The following is a 15,290-nucleotide window of genomic DNA, read 5'->3' as shown; positions in this document are numbered from 1 at the left end:
GGGGACGGGGTGGTCGGCGCGGGTCAGGCTGCGACTGCCGACCGTGTGGTCGGCGCGGAGGGCCAGCAGCTCGGTGAGGTGGCTCAGCCGCCAGGCGAGGGTGGTGAAGGGCGGGGGCCACGGGTGCGGGTACGACGCGGCGTCGCGGCCCCAATCGCCCTGTCCCGCCAGGTGAGTTGCCCGCGCTCCGGGCCCGTCCGTGCGTCGCCGCACCGACCAGCAGTCCGGCACCGGTTCCCAGAAGTACTCCGCGTCGGTCATCGGCCCGACCGGGGTGTCCGTCCCGTCGCCGCTGTCCATGACGGGCCCGGTCATACGGCTGGAGAGGCGTTCGCACGCGAGGTCGAACTGGTCGAGAAGCGGAGCCAGACGGGGTGGGATCACTCGGCACTCCTGTGGCGGGACGGTCGGCCGTCGGGGCGGCAAAGTAACAGCAACTCCCGTGCGCCGCCTCTGATTTGTGCCCGGTCAGGCCGTGCGGGCGCGCAGCCGGCGCAGCATGCGCGGGTCCTCGAAGCCGACCGAGCGGGCGGCTGCGTCGATCGTGGAGCCGTGGCTGATGAGGTGCTCGGCGCGTTCGAGCCGCAGGGTCTGCTGGTAGCGCAGCGGGGTGAGTCCGGTGGCCCGGGTGAAGAGGCGGGTGAGGGTGCGTTCGCTGACGCCGACCGCCGAGGCGAGGTCGGGCAGGGGCAGTGGCCGGTCGAACCCGGTGTCGATGAGGTCCTGGGCGCGGTGCACCGTGTCGTCCAGGTGGGAGCGGTGCCGGAGCATCGCGCTGGACTGCGGCTCGTGGCCGTTGCGGCGGGCGTAGACGACCATGTCCCGGGCGGTTCGGGCGGCCGCGGCGGGACCGTGCCGGGCAGCGATCAGGTGCAGGGCGAGGTCGATGCCGCTGGCGATGCCGGCCGAGGTGATGACCCGGTCGTCGGTGGTGAACAGGACGTCGCGGACGACGGTCGCCTTCGGGTGGCGCAGGGCGAGTTCGTCCTGCACGTCGTGGTGGGTGGTGCAGTACCGGCCGTCGAGGAGTCCGGCCCGGCCGAGCGCCTCGGCGCCGGCGCAGACGCTGGCCACCGTGCCGCCCCGGGCGTGGTGGTCCCGTAGCCGCCGCAGGGTGTCGGTGCCGATGGCGGGCGCGTCCGCCAGCCGGTCGGAACGCCAGCCCGGCACGACGATCAGGTCCTCGGGCCCCAGTTCGGGCCAGTCGGGGCCTGCCGCCAGCGGCAGCCCCTGGGCGCTGGTGACCTGGGGCTGCTCGGCGACGTAGGAGAGGGTGTAGGGGTGCCCGAAGCCGGCCGCCGTGGAGAAGACCTGCGCGGGGCCGGCCAGGTCCAGCAGGTGGACTCCGGGTACCAGGAAGAAGACGACGTGGCTCACGATCCGGTCATCATGCCCGATGTGCGGCGGCGGCTTCCAGTTCGTCGACCGTCGCGATGGTGGCGAAGCGGCCGGCGAGGGCGTACTCGGTGCGGCGGATGATCTCGTCGGCGGGCAGGGTGCGGGGGTCGGCCAAGAGTGCGGCGACGCTCTGGCCGGCGGGGGCGTCGCGGTGCGGGATGGGGTTCGTGGCCGTGGCGTCGGTGACGAAGGTGACCCGGTAGCCGAGGTCGCTGGCGACGCGCGCGGTGGTCTCGACGCACTGTTCGGTGCGGATGCCGCAGACGGCGACCTCGTGGACGCCGTGCTCGGTGAGGAGTTGCTGGAGGTTGGTGGTGGTGAAGGCGTTGTGCGAGGTCTTGTGGAGGAGCGGTTCGCCCTCCGCGCGCTCCAGTTCGTCCATCAGCCGGACGTGGCCGAGGGCCGGGTCGAAGACGTCGCCGCTGCCCGGGGCGGTGTGCAGTACCCACACGACCAGGTCGCCGGCCTGGCGCGCGAGGCGGACCAGGCGGTTCGCCTTCTCGGCGACCTTCGGATCGGAGATGGTCTCCCACAGCGGGCGGGCGCGGAAGGACTCCTGGACATCGATGACGATCAGTGCTCGGGTCATGTCCCAAGACTGCGCCCTGGGGGTGGGGCGGCGACAGGCCGCATCGGGTCCGGGAGCGGACCGATCCGGTCACCGGTGAAGCGGCCTGTCGCCGGACTGTCTACCTCAGTTCGACGAGCAGGTCGCCGCCCTCCACCTGCTGGATACGGTTGATGGCGAGGCGGGCGACCCGGCCGGCCGTGGGCGCGGTGATGGCCGCCTCCATCTTCATGGCCTCGATGGTGGCGACGGTGACGCCGGCCTCCACCTCGTCGCCCTCCTCGACCGCGAGGGTGACCACGCCCGCGAACGGGGCGGCGACATGGCCGGAGTTGGCGCGGTCGGCCTTCTCGGTCACGGGGATGTCGGAGGCCGCGGAGCTGTCGCGGACCTGGATCGGGCGGATCTGGCCGTTCAGCGCGGACATCACGGTGCGCATCCCGCGTTCGTCGGCCTCTCCGACGGCCTCCAGCTCGATGAGCAGCCGGACGCCGGGTTCCAGGTCGACCGTGTACTCCTTGCCGGGACGGATGCCGTAGAAGAAGTCCTTGCTGTCCAGGACGCTGGTGTCGCCGTAGGTCTGGCGGTGCGTCTCGTACTCGCGGGTCGGGCCGGGGAACAGCAGGCGGTTGAGGGTGGCGCGGCGGTCCTTGTCGAGGGCCGTGCGGTCCTCGGGGCTGAGTTCCTGTACGGCCTTGGGGGCGGCGCGGCCCTGGAGTGCCTTGGTGCGGAACGGCTCGGGCCAGCCGCCGGGCGGGGTGCCCAGCTCGCCGCGCAGGAAGCCGATCACGGAGTCGGGGATGTCGTAGCGGTCGGGGGACGCCTCGAAGTCGGCGGGGGTGACTCCGGCGCCGACCAGGTGCAGGGCGAGGTCGCCGACGACCTTCGACGACGGGGTGACCTTGACCAAATGGCCGAGGATGCGGTCGGCGGCGGCGTACATCGCCTCGATGTCCTCGAAGCGGTCGCCGAGTCCGAGCGCGATGGCCTGGGTGCGCAGGTTGGAGAGCTGGCCGCCGGGGATCTCGTGGTGGTAGACGCGGCCGGTGGGTGAGGCGAGGCCCGCCTCGAAGGGGGCGTAGATCTTGCGGACGCTCTCCCAGTACGGCTCCAGGTCGCCGATCGCCTGGAGGTCGAGGCCGGTGGGGCGGTCGGAGTAGTCGGTGGCGGCGACGATGGCCGACAGGGACGGCTGCGAGGTGGTGCCCGCCATGGAGGCCACCGCGCCGTCGACGGCGTCAGCGCCGGCCTGGATCGCGGCGAGGTAGGTGGCGAGCTGGCCACCGGCCGTGTCGTGGGTGTGCAGGTGGACCGGCAGCCCGAACTCGCGGCGCAGTGCCGACACGAGGGTCGCGGCGGCCGGGGCTCGGAGCAGGCCCGCCATGTCCTTCACCGCGAGGACGTGGGCGCCCGCCTCGACGATCTGTTCGGCCAGGCGGAGGTAGTAGTCGAGCGTGTAGAGGCGCTCGCCCGGGTCGGACAGGTCCGAGGTGTAGCAGAGGGCGACCTCGGCGATCGACGTTCCGGTGGCGCGTACGGCGTCGATGGCCGGGCGCATCTGGCCGACGTCGTTCAGGGCGTCGAAGATGCGGAAGATGTCGATGCCGGTGGCGGCGGCCTCCTGGACGAAGGCGTCGGTGACCTGGGTCGGATACGGCGTGTAGCCGACGGTGTTGCGGCCGCGCAGCAGCATCTGGAGGCAGATGTTGGGGACTGCCTCGCGCAGGGCGGCCAGCCGGTCCCAGGGGTCCTCGGCGAGGAAGCGCAGGGCGACGTCGTAGGTGGCGCCGCCCCAGCACTCCAGGGAGAGCAGCCCGGGCACGGTGTGAGCCACGACCGGGGCGACCGCGAGGAGGTCCTTGGTGCGGACGCGGGTGGCGAGGAGCGACTGGTGGGCGTCGCGGAAGGTGGTGTCGGTGACGCCGATCGTGGGCGACTCGCGCAGATGGCGGGCGAAGCCCTCGGGGCCGAGCTCGGCGAGCAACTGCCGTGAACCGGCCGGGGGTTCGGTGGTGGGGACCGGCGGCAGCTTGGTGCTCGGGTCGATCAGGTCGGGGCGTTCGCCGTGCGGCTTGTTGACCGTGACGTCGGCGAGGTAGGTGAGCAGCTTGGTTCCGCGGTCGGCCGATTGACGTGCCGTCAGCAACTGCGGGCGCTGCTCGATGAACGACGTGGTGATCCGTCCGGCCTGGAAGTCCGGGTCGTCCAGCACCGCTTGGAGGAACGGGATGTTGGTGGACACGCCCCGGATACGGAACTCGGCGACCGCGCGCCGGGCGCGGTTGACGGCGGTGGTGAAGTCCCGTCCCCGGCAGGTCAGTTTGACCAGCATCGAGTCGAAGTGCGCGCTGATCTCCGTACCGGCGTGGGTCGTTCCGCCGTCGAGCCGGATACCGGAGCCTCCGGGTGAGCGGTAGGCGCTGATGCGGCCGGTGTCCGGGCGGAAGCCGTTGGCGGGGTCCTCGGTGGTGATACGGCACTGGAGGGCCGCGCCGTGCAGGGTGACCGTCTCCTGGGAGAGGCCGAGGTCGGCGAGGGTCTCCCCGGCGGCGATCCGCAACTGCGCCTGCACGAGGTCGACGTCGGTGACCTCCTCGGTCACCGTGTGCTCGACCTGGATGCGCGGGTTCATCTCGATGAAGACGTGGTTGCCCTGCGGGTCGAGGAGGAACTCGACGGTGCCCGCGTTGCGGTAGCCGATCTCGCGGGCGAAGCGGACGGCGTCGGCGCAGATGCGGTCGCGCAGGGCGGGGTCGAGGTTGGGCGCGGGGGCCAGCTCGACGACCTTCTGGTGCCGGCGTTGCAGCGAACAGTCGCGTTCGAAGAGGTGGATGAAGTTGCCCTCGCCGTCGGCGAGGATCTGCACCTCGATGTGGCGGGGGTCGACGACGGCCTTCTCCAGGAACACCGTGGCGTCGCCGAACGCGGACATGGCCTCGCGGGCGGCGGCCTCGATGGACTCGCGCAGGGTGGCGGGGTCCTCGACGCGGCGCATACCGCGCCCGCCGCCGCCCGCGACGGCCTTCACGAACACCGGGAAGCCGATCTCCTCGGCGGCGCGCACCAGTTCGTCGACGTCGGTGGAGGGCGCGGAGGAGCCGAGTACGGGCACGCCGGCCGCGCGGGCGGCGGCGACCGCGGTGGCCTTGTTGCCGGTCAGCTCCAGGATGTGGGCGCTGGGGCCGACGAAGGTGATGCCCGCCTCCTCGCAGGCGCGGGCGAGTTCGGGGTTCTCCGAGAGGAACCCGTAGCCCGGATACACCGCGTCCGCTCCGGCGCGCTGGGCCGCGCGGACGATCTCCTCGACCGAGAGATACGCGCGGACCGGATGCCCGGGCTCACCGATCTCGTAGGCCTCATCGGCCTTCAGCCGGTGCAGCGAATTGCGGTCCTCGTGGGGGAAGACCGCGACCGTTCGCGCGCCCAGCTCATAGCCGGCGCGGAACGCCCTAATCGCGATCTCTCCACGGTTGGCGACCAGCACCTTGCGGAACATTCCCGATCCCTTCAGCCTGCCGGTGACGTGCACCATGGTGTCTGCGTCACCCCTATAACGCCATGTGAGCCGGGACACTAACGGGAAACGTGTCGCGCGACGCGTATCGCCGGGCCGAGGGTAAAAGAATCGTATGGTCTAGTCCAAAGTGCGATGTGGTCCAGTCCAATCCATTGACGTGACCGCGACATCGTCGGAAGCTGGGCGCCTCCCCCACTCCCCACCGGAGGCACAACGTGACACGTCTTCGCGCATGTCTCGGCGCGGCAGCCGCCGTGACACTCGCCGCCGCGGGCACGACCGCGCTGGTCGCGGGCAACGCCCAGGGCGCCACCAACGCCGCCGCCGCGCTGAGCAACCGCTGGTACGCCGCGGCCCCCTATCTGATGCCGACGGACAACAACCCGCCGGACGCCGGCGCCATCATGGACGCCACCGGCCTCAAGGCCTTCCAGCTCGCCTTCGTCCTCGCCCCGAACGGCGGCGGTTGTTCCCCCACCTGGGGCGGCACCTCACCGGTCTCCTCGGACACCGCCGTCCAGTCGGTGATCAACACCATCCGTGCCAAGGGCGGCGACGTCTCCGTCTCGATCGGCGGCTACGGCGGCACCAAGCTCGGCCAGACCTGCGCGGACCCGGCCTCGACGGCTGCGGCCTACCAGCAGGTGATCACCAAGTACGGACTCCACGCGATCGACTTCGACCTGGAGGAGCCGGAGTACGAGAACACCGCGGCCATCCACAACGAGATCGGCGCGGCCAAGATCCTCCAGGCGAACAATCCGGGCCTGTACGTCTCCGTCACCACGGCCGGTACGGCGGACGGCACCGGCTGGTTCGGCAAGCAGATGCTGCTGGAGGCGAAGTCGCAGGGGTTCACCCCGAACAACTTCTCCATCATGCCGTTCGACGGCGGCTTCAACGGCGCGGCCTCGCAGACCAGCGCGCTCACCAACTTCAACTCCATCCTCCAGTCCACGTTCGGCTGGGACCAGGCGACCGCCTACGCCCACGAGGGCTTCTCGGGGATGAACGGGCGCAGCGACACCGGCGAGTACTTCACCCAGGCCGACTTCCAGACGGTCCTGAACTACGCCACCAGCCACAACATGGACCGCTTCACCTTCTGGTCCCTCAACCGCGACCGGCAATGCAGTCCGGTCGACAACGGCGGTACGACGTCCGGGACGTGCTCCAGCGTGGCGCAGAACGCCTGGGACTTCGCCAAGTACTCGGTGCAGTTCGCGGGCGCCACCCCGCCCAGCTCGACACCGACCCCGACTCCCACGCCCACCCCGACGCCCACTTCGTGCAAGACGGCGTGGAGTTCCACGGCCGTCTACACGCAGGGCAACGAGGTGTCGTACGGCAGCCACAACTGGAAGGCCAAGTGGTGGACCCAGAACGAGGTGCCCGGCGCCTCGCAGTGGGGCCCCTGGCAGGACGAGGGCGCCTGCTGATCCGGCGCGATCGTCCTGAAGTGGGCCGCTAGCGGAGAGTGCGGAAGATGTTGACCGCCCGCGCGACCACCAGGACGACGGTCACCAGGGAGACCGAGGACTGGAGCATCATCAGCATTTTGGCCCAGCGCGACAGCGGCATCACATCGGTCGGGCTGAAGGCGGTGGAGTTGGTGAAGGACAGGTACAGGTAGTCGAGGAACGCCGGTTCCCAGTCCGGTGGCGCGGTCTCCGGGCTCTGCATCTGGACGAAGAGGAAGTCGGCGAACTGGTGGTGGCCCATGACACGCGCCATCGGGCCACCCCGGTCCCACTCCCAGTACCAGAGGGCGAACACGATGACGTTCGTCAGCCAGATGGCGCCGCCGGTCAGCAGGAGCGGTCCGGCGTCCAGGCCCTCGGTGCCCCTGACCAACCCCACCACCAGCCGGACCGCGGACCAGCCGTTGGCGAGGCTGATCACGCCCATGAGAACCAGGCCCGGCCAGCGCAGCCAGCGCCGGCCGGGTTCGGCGCGCCTGGGGTTGGCGACGAACAGGCCCACCAGCAGGGCCAGTTCGAGGGCGGGCAGGAGCCAGTAGGGCCCGGCGGCGAGCTGGTGCGGCAGCATCAGTTGCAGCCCGATCGCCACCAGGATCACGGCCGACACCGCCCACCGGGTCTCACCGCGCGTCACCCGCCGCCAGGCGGGCACCACGTCGTGCCCGCCCTCCTCCAGCAGCCGCTCGATCCTGACCAACCGGCTCTCGGCGTTGTCTCTACCGTCCGTCATGCCACCGATTGTCCCCGGTCGGGGATCGGTCCCCGGACGCGCCCCGCGCCCGTGCACATCAGCTCGTGCCGAACGCCCCCGTGCTGTAGGCGCACTCCGTGTAGATGTACCCCGACCTGAGCTTGGCCGTGTCCGAGGCCGGGGTCGCGGTGGAGCTGTCGGGGCGGTGGACGAAGTAGGTGGTGCCGGTCGGCAGAGTGATCGTCTTCTGCGGGTAGTTCTTGCCGGAGCTGCACGGCTTGAACCCGGACAGCAGAGTGGTGGTGAGGGAGTACGACGTGCAGCTCCCGCAGCCCTTGAGGGTGAAACTTCCGGTCACCGGGCCGGTGTAGAGGACCGTGATGTCGTCCGGGCTGTCGTTCTTGACGGTGACGGAGATGCTGCCGCCGGACGCGGTCGTCGGCAGGTGCTTGCCCGCGGCGGGGACCGTCTGGGCCACCTCGGCGGCGATCGCGATCTTCTTGGCGCGGGCCAGGTTCTTGTCGTGCGTGCTGTTCTTCACGAAGTCGTTCATCGTGGTGAGCGCCGAGTCGAAGTCGCCGTCCTTGTACTGCGAGACACCGCACTGATAGGCACCGGCGTCGGCCTGACCGCCGGCCCGTGTGGCGTCCGCGCCGAGTTCCTCGGCCGCCTGTCCGCCCTGCAAGCTCCCGATCTGGGTGGAGAGACTCTTCAACTCCTCGACGGCCGCGCACGGTTCCCTGCCGCGCACCCCCTGAACCGCCTTGCTGACGGCCGACTTGACGTCCGGTTCGACCTGACCCGCCTGGGACGACTGCGGGAACGTGGCCAGCAGATCACCGAAGTTCGTCGGCCAGTCGGCGCTCTGGGAGGCCAGCGCGGTCGAGCCGCACTCGTACAGGGAGGTGGCGAGCTTGTCGTCCGGCCAGGCGGCCAGCGTGCCCAACTGCTTCTTGCCGATGGTGCCGGGCACGGTCCGCAGATACTTCAACTGGGGTATCGCGTCACAGTAGTTCTTCTGCGCGTAGGCCCCGGCGACCGTCGTGTAGAACGTCTTCAGCCGGTCGGGCACGCGGTCGGCGGCCCGGGAACCGGAGTGCGCGGTGCTGAGATCGTCGTACACACTCAGCGCCTGGCGGTAGTGGGGCTCGGCCGCGGTGAACGGCAACCTCCCGTTGTCCGCGACGAGTTGGTCGGCCTTCTCCAGCCGGTCGAGGAGCATCTGCTGGGTCGCCTCGTCGCGGGCGCCGTCGTACAGCACGACTCCCCCGGCCGGTACGGCGAGCAGGACCAGGCCCAGCAGAACCGCGACGGGTGTGGGCGCGGGCAAGGCCAGCCGGGTGCGCAGACCCACCATCGCGCCGTGGACGGCGGCGAACACGAGGAACACGACGTACAGGGTGACGAGGACACCGGAGACCCCGTCCGGGTCGGCGGGCAGCGCCACCAGCAGCAGGACCGCGGTCGCGACCCAGCACACGGCCATCAGCAGCCAGCGGCGCGTCAGGGCGTAACCGAGCCCGAGACCACTGAGGTTGAGCAGGCCCACCGCCACGGATCTCAGTCGGTCCGGTGGAGCGGGTGGCGGTGACGACGGCATGGGTGGAACGGCGAACCCCTGAAAAGCGCCGTACTGATCTTCGGACATGGCTTTCCCCCCGCTCAACAATGCCCCCGTTACCGTGACTTGTCAGTGTACGGTCGGGTTCACCGCAAGAACAGCGAGAACTTGGCGGTTCCTCAACCTCGCTGGACGGCCGCTTCCGGTTCCGGTTCCCTGCGGTTGTGGCGGCGGATGATCAGCCAGGTTATCCAGCCGACGCCGATGATGAAGCCGAAGCTGATGATCCGGTAGAGCACGACCGTGGCGATGGCGGTGCCGGTCGCGACACCGCCCGTGACCAGTCCGAGGATCAGCGCGCTGTCGATGAGGCCGAGGCCGCCGGGGATGATCGTGAGGGTGCCGGCGGCCATGCCCGCGCAGAAGGCGAGCAGCAGTTGGGCGTTGCTGATCCGTGTGTCGCTGATGGCGTGGAAGCACAGCCACAGACAGCCCGCGTCGAGCAGCCAGTTGAGGACGGCGAAGACGGCGGCGACTGCCGCGTGCCGGGGTTTGAGCCGGGCGGTGCGGAGTTGCTCGATGAAGCCGCGTATGCGGTCGAGGCCCTGGGTCTCGGGAAGGTGGCGCAGCCGGTTGACGCGGGCCAGCGCGGCGCGGGTCGCCGGTTCGACCTTCTCGGGGTGGCGGGTTATGCGCCGGATGCCGACGGTGAGCAGGAGTACGGCCAGGGCCGGCGTGATGAGGCTGTGCCACTGGAGGTCGCCGTCGGAGACGAGCGCGGAGATCGCGGTGACGACGGCCAGGGCCGCCGCGGAGAGCATGCCGGACAGGGCGATGCACCAGGAGGCGACGGCGGGCGTGGCCCCGAAGCGGCGCATCTGCTGGTAGTTGAAGTGGGTGGAGAAGGCCGGACCGCCGGGCAGGGTGACGCTGAGCGAGTGGGCGGCGTAGGCCAGGGCGATGTGGTGCTGGATCGGTACCTTCACCCCGGCCGAGCGCAGGAGTCTGCGCTGCATGCGGGCGTAGCAGCCCATGGCGGCCACTTCGGCGAGGAGCGCCACGGCGAACCAGTTCAGCCGGGGCGCACGCAACTGCGACAACGCGGATGCCAACGACGGCCATCCCAGGACGAGTTCGACGGTGAACAGCGCGAGCAGGACGGTGATCACCGCCGGACGCAGCCAGCGTCGGGTGTGACGCGGCGGCGCGTCGGCCGGTTCGGTGGCGGTGGTGTCCGGAGCAGGCACAGGCAGGACCGTCGATTTCGTGAAGTGAGCTCCAGCCGTCGGCGATCCCGACACCCCTTCAGCGGGGACGGTTCTCCGAACGGGCCGGGGAGCGGGCGCCGGGGCGGAACTGCGCCAGTTTATCCACGATGGTCCGACCGACCGGAGCGTGCCCCCGGATGCCGATGCCCTGGTGGGTACTGGAGGGTTCTAGACGGACTCGGCGTGCTCCTTCTCGCTTCCGACCTCCGTCGCCTTCGGCTCGGACTTGCCGGCAGCGCGGCGGCCGGGCAGGACCGCGAGGACGATCAGTGTGCCGGCGGCCATGATGATCCCACCGACCAGGCTGGTCTGCGCGACGCCGTGGGCGAAGGCCTCGTGCACTGCGTCGACCAGGGCCTGCGCCTGCTGCGGTCCGGCGGACGGTGTCTTCGCGACCTGCTGGGCGACCGCGAGGCCGCCGCCCACCGAGTCCTTGGCGGTGTCGAGCGCGGCGGCGGGGAGGTGGCCGCCGACCAGATCGGTCAGCCTGTCCTTGTAGGTGGTGCCCAGCAGCGAGCCGAGGATGGCGATACCGAGGGAACCGCCCAGTTCGAGCGCGGTGTCGTTGGCGCCGCCGCCCACGCCCAGTTCGTTCTCCGGGAAGGAGCCCATGATCGTGTCCGTGGCCGGGGAGACGCTCAGCCCGATGGCGAAGCCCAGCAGCATCATCGTGGGCAGGAAGTCGCCGTAGGTGGAGGCCTTGTCGACCTGGGTGAGCAGGAAGACGCCCACGGTGCCGATCACCATGCCGGCCACCACCATCGGCTTCATGCCCAGCCTGGGGGTGAGCCGCCCGGTGACCATGGCGCCGACGAAGACGGCACCGGCCAGCGGCAGCAGTCGTACACCGGTCTCCAGCGCGTTGTAGCCGATGACGAACTGCAGGAACTGCGTGGCGTAGTAGATCGCGCCGAAGGTGCCGAAGAAGAAGAACAGCACGGCCGTCATCGAGCCGCTGAAGGGGCGCTGGGCGAACTTGCGGACGTCGAGCATCGGGTGCGGGTGGCGCAGCTCCCAGGCCACGAAGGCGGGCAGACCGACGGCGGCGACGACGGCCGCGGCGACCGGACCCGCGCCCCAGCCGAAGTGCGGGCCCTCGATGATCGCGTAGACCAGGCTGCCGACCGAGACGATCGAGAGCAGACCGCCCACGTAGTCGATCCGGGCCATCGAGTCCGCCTTGGACGGCGGCACGAGGACCAGGGCGCCGACGACCGCGGCGAGTGCGATGGGGACGTTGATCAGGAACGTGGAGCCCCACGCGTGGTCCTCCAGCAGCCAGCCCGCGACCAGGGGGCCGACGGCGATGGCGAGACCGGAGGTCGCGGTCCAGGCCGTGATGGCCCGCGCCCGCTCACGCTTCGGGAAGATCGCGACCAGCAGGGAGAGCGTGGCCGGCATGACCACCGCGGCGCCTACGCCCATGACCGCGCGGGCGGTGATGACCAGTCCGGTCCCGTGGACCAGGCTGCCCATCACCGATCCGCCGGCGAAGATCACCAGGCCCGTCAGGAGCGCGCCGCGGCGGCTGTACTTGTCGCCGATCGAGCCCAGTACGAGCATCAGCGCGGCGTACGGCACGGTGTAGCCGTCGACCACCCACTGCAGATCGCTGCTGCTCAGACCCAGGTCCGTGGTCATGTCCGGCGCGGCCACGATCAGTGAGGTGTTCGCCATGACCACGATCAGCAGGCTCAGGCAGAGCACGATCAGGGCGGACCATCGCCGGGCGTAGGGCCCGGCCATCCTGTCGACGGGTGTGGTGACGAAGAGCGGCATCGGAGGCCTCCCAGAGAGGACGTTAATTGCTCACTGATGTGCAGGCTATTTTATTGCTCACCGATGTGCAAATATGCCGGGACGGGCCAGCCCCCAGGAGGTGTCGATGTGACCGGCCGCAGCGGCGCCAAGGCGCGCGCCACCCGCGCCCGCATCCTGGAAGCTGCCCGGCGGGAACTGGGCCGCGACCCCGACAGCAGCCTCGGTGACATCGCCGAAGCCGCGGGCGTGGCCCGTCGCACTCTCTACGGCCACTTCGCAGGCCGGGCCGCACTGGTCCACGGCCTCGCGGCGGACGCCGGTGCGGCGGTACGGCGGGCGAGCGCCGCCGCACGCACGCCGACGCCGGACGCGGAGACCGCCCTGGCCCGCTTCATCCTCGCGCTGTGGCCGGTCGGCGACCGCTACCGCACGCTCATCACCCTCGGCCCGCACGATCTCGACCCCGCCGGAGTCGGCGCGCTGCTGGGCCCGGCCCGTGACACGGTCGCCGGGATCCTCGCCCACGGCCAGCAGCAAGGCGTCTTCCACACCGCCGTCCCACCGGTCCCGCTCACCAGGGCCCTGGAGGCACACCTGCTATCCCTCCTGGACAGCGTCACCGCCGGCCTCTGGACCGACGACGGCACGGCCGCCGCCACCGCGGCCCTGATCGCCGTGGGCGTCAGCGCCGACCGCGCGACCACCACGGTCCACCGCGCCAATGGCGGCACCGGGTCGACCCAACCACCCCGTTGAATCCCGTCGATGGAGAAACCCATGCAGCAACGCCCGGACGAGTACGGCGACTTCGGCACCGATGCCACACACAAGCCCTACGAGTCGACCCCGCCCCGAAGGAACCGGCGACCGGTCGTCATCGCCGTCGGCGCACTGCTCGCGCTGCTCCTCGCCCCTGTCGTCGTCGACCGTCTCGCGGTGGCGAGGGTGGAGTCGCGTACGGCCAAGGCGTTCCAGATGGGCATGCACACCCCGACCACCCCTGATGTCGACGTGCGGGGATTCCCGGCCCTGACGCAGATGGCCTCCGGCACCCTGCGGCACGTGGACATCACCGCGCACGACCTACCGGCGAGCGACATCACGGGTCCGCTGCCGGTGAGCGAACTCTCCCTGCGGCTAAAGGGGTTGAGGAAGTCCGACGACGACAGGACGGCGCTGGCCCACTCGGCGGACGCGACCGCCCTCCTGTCCTACCCGGACGTGTCCGACGCCCTGGGGCTGGAGATCAGCCGGGGCAGCCGCCCCGATCAGGTCCGCGCGAGCGTCCGCTTGCTGCCCGGCGACGACATCACCGTGACGACGACCGTCTCGGTCCTGTCCGGCAACCGCATCGCCTTCAGGGACTTGGAGGTCACGGGCGGTCTACTGCCCGAGGTGGCACGTGTGGCGATCGCCAAGGTCTTCGAGCAGCCGATCCACCTGCGGAACATCCCGCACGGCCTGCGACTGCGCTCGGTCACCACGACGGGGAGCGGGCTCAGCGCCCGCCTGTCGGGCGAGTCGGTCACCTTCCGATCGGGGGAAGGCACTTGAGCCTCAGCCCTCCACTACCCGCGCAACCTGCGCGGGCGCGACCTCGTCCACCACGACCCGCGCCTGCTGCTCCGGCACACCCGCCGCGATAAGCGCGGCGACCGCCACACGGGTCCCGTCGTCCTCCAACTCCCCGGAGTTGACCTCTTCGAGCAGGGCGACCGTCATGCCTTCAAGGCCGGCGCTCAGCACGGCCGGCGGCAACTGGGTGTGGAAGACGCCGTCGCGCTGACCCCGGTCCAGGATGGTGGTGGCCGCGCGGCGGGCCGGTGCCAGGACCTCGGTCACGCGCTCCTGGCCCAGGTCGCGGCGGGCCAGCGCCAGGAGGAGCCGGTAGCGGTCCCCCACGGTCCACATCGACAGCACGAACCGCGCGAACGACCGGTCGGCCGACTCCGCCGGTGCCGGGTCGGCGGGCAGCGCGTCTCGCAGGGCCTCCGCCGCCTCCTCGGCCAGCGCCTCCAGCAGCGCCTCCCGGCCGGGGAAGTGCCCGAACAGGGTACGTCGCACCACGCCGGACGCGCGGGCGATCTCCTCCAGGGTGACGTCCGGGTTCCGGCCGAGTTCCCGGCGGGCCGTGGCCAGGATGCGCTCCCGGTTGGAGCGCGCGTTGCTTCGCTGGGGGACACGGGCCAAGGGCTTGGTCACGGACAACCTCGGTGCGGTACGGAAGCTAAGGAGCGGGGCGAGCGGGTACGCCCAGTCTGGCACGGGCCCCCGGGTCCAGTGCTTCGCCGCATTACAGACGGCGACTGGTCTCCACGCCCTCCTCCACCGGGAAGGTGATGCTTCGGTGGTCGTTGGCCCGGTCGCGGACATGGTGCAGGTGGTGCTGGAGGCCGGCGAGGTCGATACCGCCTTCGTTGCCGGCGCGCGCGTCGTCCTTCTCCGGCACGGTGACCACGTCGTCCAGGCCAGCCTCGGCGAAGGCGCGCGGCTCTCCTTGCTCAGCTCCGTCGCGACGACCCGCCCGGCGTCGCCGGCTCGCACGGCGTTGGCCCGCTGCCGGGCTTCGCCTGGTCGGACCACGCCCCACTTTTGTCGGTGGTGGGCGCAGACGTAGTGGTAGAGCCGGGACCGCGCCCTGCTCCCGCCGAGTCCGAGTGCCCTGCCGTGTGACTCGCTCGACGCCTCGTCGGCCTACGCTCCGTACGCGGCCTCCTTGCCGACCCGGCCGGCCATGTGCACCAGCATGGCCACCGTCTTCAGCGCGGCCACCGGCGCCGTCTCCGCGAGTGCGTCGAGCCGCCCTTTCTCCAACTGCATCATCAGATCGGAGAGTTCTCCCGGCAGCGGGACCGTACGGCGCTCGACCGCGTTGATGTGCTCCCACCAGCCGCCGCACACACAGGAGGCCCGAACCCCTCACTCCGCCACGCCACGACTCCCCCTTCCGGCAACCCCACGACGGCCGGGCCCGCACCTGAGGTGGGGGGCCCCGCCCCCAAAGAAATTTGAGCCGGAAGGACAAACCCGGGGGGTGTGAGAAAA

Annotated in this window: 13 protein-coding genes and 2 pseudogenes; 3 read left to right on the top strand and 12 right to left on the bottom strand. The window is 70.7% G+C overall.

What is annotated here, in order from left to right; genetic code table 11:
• The 4 genes and pseudogenes from ABZT04_RS44915 to ABZT04_RS44900 form a co-directional block, all read right to left on the bottom strand.
• A pseudogene (locus ABZT04_RS44915) lies at window positions 1-384 on the bottom strand (DinB family protein); the annotation flags it as partial.
• Window positions 385-468: 84 nt separating this feature from the next.
• The gene (locus ABZT04_RS44910; protein WP_356066228.1) at window positions 469-1,377 is read right to left on the bottom strand and encodes a DJ-1/PfpI family protein; all 909 of its coding nucleotides are present in this window, start codon (window positions 1,375-1,377) and stop codon (window positions 469-471) included.
• A gap of 10 nt (window positions 1,378-1,387) precedes the next feature.
• Entirely contained in the window at window positions 1,388-1,987 is a 600-nt protein-coding gene (locus tag ABZT04_RS44905; RefSeq protein ID WP_356066225.1) for an isochorismatase family protein, read from the bottom strand.
• 100 nt (window positions 1,988-2,087) lie between these two features.
• Entirely contained in the window at window positions 2,088-5,462 is a 3,375-nt protein-coding gene (locus ABZT04_RS44900; protein WP_356066233.1) for a pyruvate carboxylase, read from the bottom strand.
• 236 nt (window positions 5,463-5,698) lie between these two features.
• Here ABZT04_RS44900 and ABZT04_RS44895 point away from each other — a divergent pair, with 236 nt between their 5' ends.
• Window positions 5,699-6,922, top strand: coding sequence for a chitinase (locus ABZT04_RS44895; RefSeq protein WP_356066222.1), 1,224 nt, complete (start codon window positions 5,699-5,701; stop codon window positions 6,920-6,922).
• 28 nt (window positions 6,923-6,950) lie between these two features.
• On the opposite strand, the gene ABZT04_RS44890 is transcribed toward ABZT04_RS44895, so the two are convergent.
• From ABZT04_RS44890 to ABZT04_RS44870, 5 genes and pseudogenes are all read right to left on the bottom strand, one after another.
• Entirely contained in the window at window positions 6,951-7,694 is a 744-nt protein-coding gene (locus ABZT04_RS44890; protein WP_356066219.1) for a hypothetical protein, read from the bottom strand.
• Between the two features lie 58 nt (window positions 7,695-7,752).
• The gene (locus tag ABZT04_RS44885) at window positions 7,753-9,255 is read right to left on the bottom strand and encodes a hypothetical protein (RefSeq protein ID WP_356066231.1); all 1,503 of its coding nucleotides are present in this window, start codon (window positions 9,253-9,255) and stop codon (window positions 7,753-7,755) included.
• A 140-nt stretch (window positions 9,256-9,395) separates the two neighbouring features.
• A complete protein-coding gene (locus ABZT04_RS44880) occupies window positions 9,396-10,463 on the bottom strand; it encodes a YbhN family protein (RefSeq protein WP_356066216.1) in 1,068 nt (355 codons plus the stop codon).
• Between the two features lie 58 nt (window positions 10,464-10,521).
• Window positions 10,522-10,644: pseudogene (locus ABZT04_RS44875) on the bottom strand (extradiol ring-cleavage dioxygenase); the annotation flags it as partial.
• 8 nt (window positions 10,645-10,652) lie between these two features.
• Window positions 10,653-12,263, bottom strand: a complete 1,611-nt coding sequence (locus tag ABZT04_RS44870) for an MFS transporter (RefSeq protein ID WP_356066213.1) — start codon at window positions 12,261-12,263, stop codon at window positions 10,653-10,655.
• A 108-nt stretch (window positions 12,264-12,371) separates the two neighbouring features.
• Here ABZT04_RS44870 and ABZT04_RS44865 point away from each other — a divergent pair, with 108 nt between their 5' ends.
• Entirely contained in the window at window positions 12,372-13,001 is a 630-nt protein-coding gene (locus tag ABZT04_RS44865; RefSeq protein ID WP_356066210.1) for a TetR/AcrR family transcriptional regulator, read from the top strand.
• A 21-nt stretch (window positions 13,002-13,022) separates the two neighbouring features.
• Window positions 13,023-13,799, top strand: coding sequence for a DUF2993 domain-containing protein (locus ABZT04_RS44860; RefSeq protein ID WP_356066208.1), 777 nt, complete (start codon window positions 13,023-13,025; stop codon window positions 13,797-13,799).
• Window positions 13,800-13,802: 3 nt separating this feature from the next.
• Here the strand turns inward: ABZT04_RS44860 and ABZT04_RS44855 are convergent, their stop codons facing one another.
• The 3 genes from ABZT04_RS44855 to ABZT04_RS44845 all read right to left on the bottom strand — a co-directional run bounded on the left by ABZT04_RS44855 (window position 13,803) and on the right by ABZT04_RS44845 (window position 15,146).
• Window positions 13,803-14,447: a helix-turn-helix domain-containing protein gene (locus tag ABZT04_RS44855; protein WP_356066205.1), complete on the bottom strand. Its 645-nt coding sequence runs from the start codon at window positions 14,445-14,447 to the stop codon at window positions 13,803-13,805.
• Between the two features lie 91 nt (window positions 14,448-14,538).
• A complete protein-coding gene (locus tag ABZT04_RS44850) occupies window positions 14,539-14,703 on the bottom strand; it encodes a hypothetical protein (RefSeq protein ID WP_356066202.1) in 165 nt (54 codons plus the stop codon).
• Between the two features lie 236 nt (window positions 14,704-14,939).
• The gene (locus ABZT04_RS44845; RefSeq protein WP_356066199.1) at window positions 14,940-15,146 is read right to left on the bottom strand and encodes a hypothetical protein; all 207 of its coding nucleotides are present in this window, start codon (window positions 15,144-15,146) and stop codon (window positions 14,940-14,942) included.
• Window positions 15,147-15,290 lie beyond the last annotated feature (144 nt).

Source organism: Streptomyces sp. NPDC005492 (assembly GCF_040605995.1).
In the GTDB taxonomy this organism is placed as follows: Bacteria; Actinomycetota; Actinomycetes; order Streptomycetales; family Streptomycetaceae; genus Streptomyces.
The sequence above is the reverse complement of the archived record's forward strand: the minus strand, read 5'-3'. Positions and strand labels throughout refer to the sequence as shown.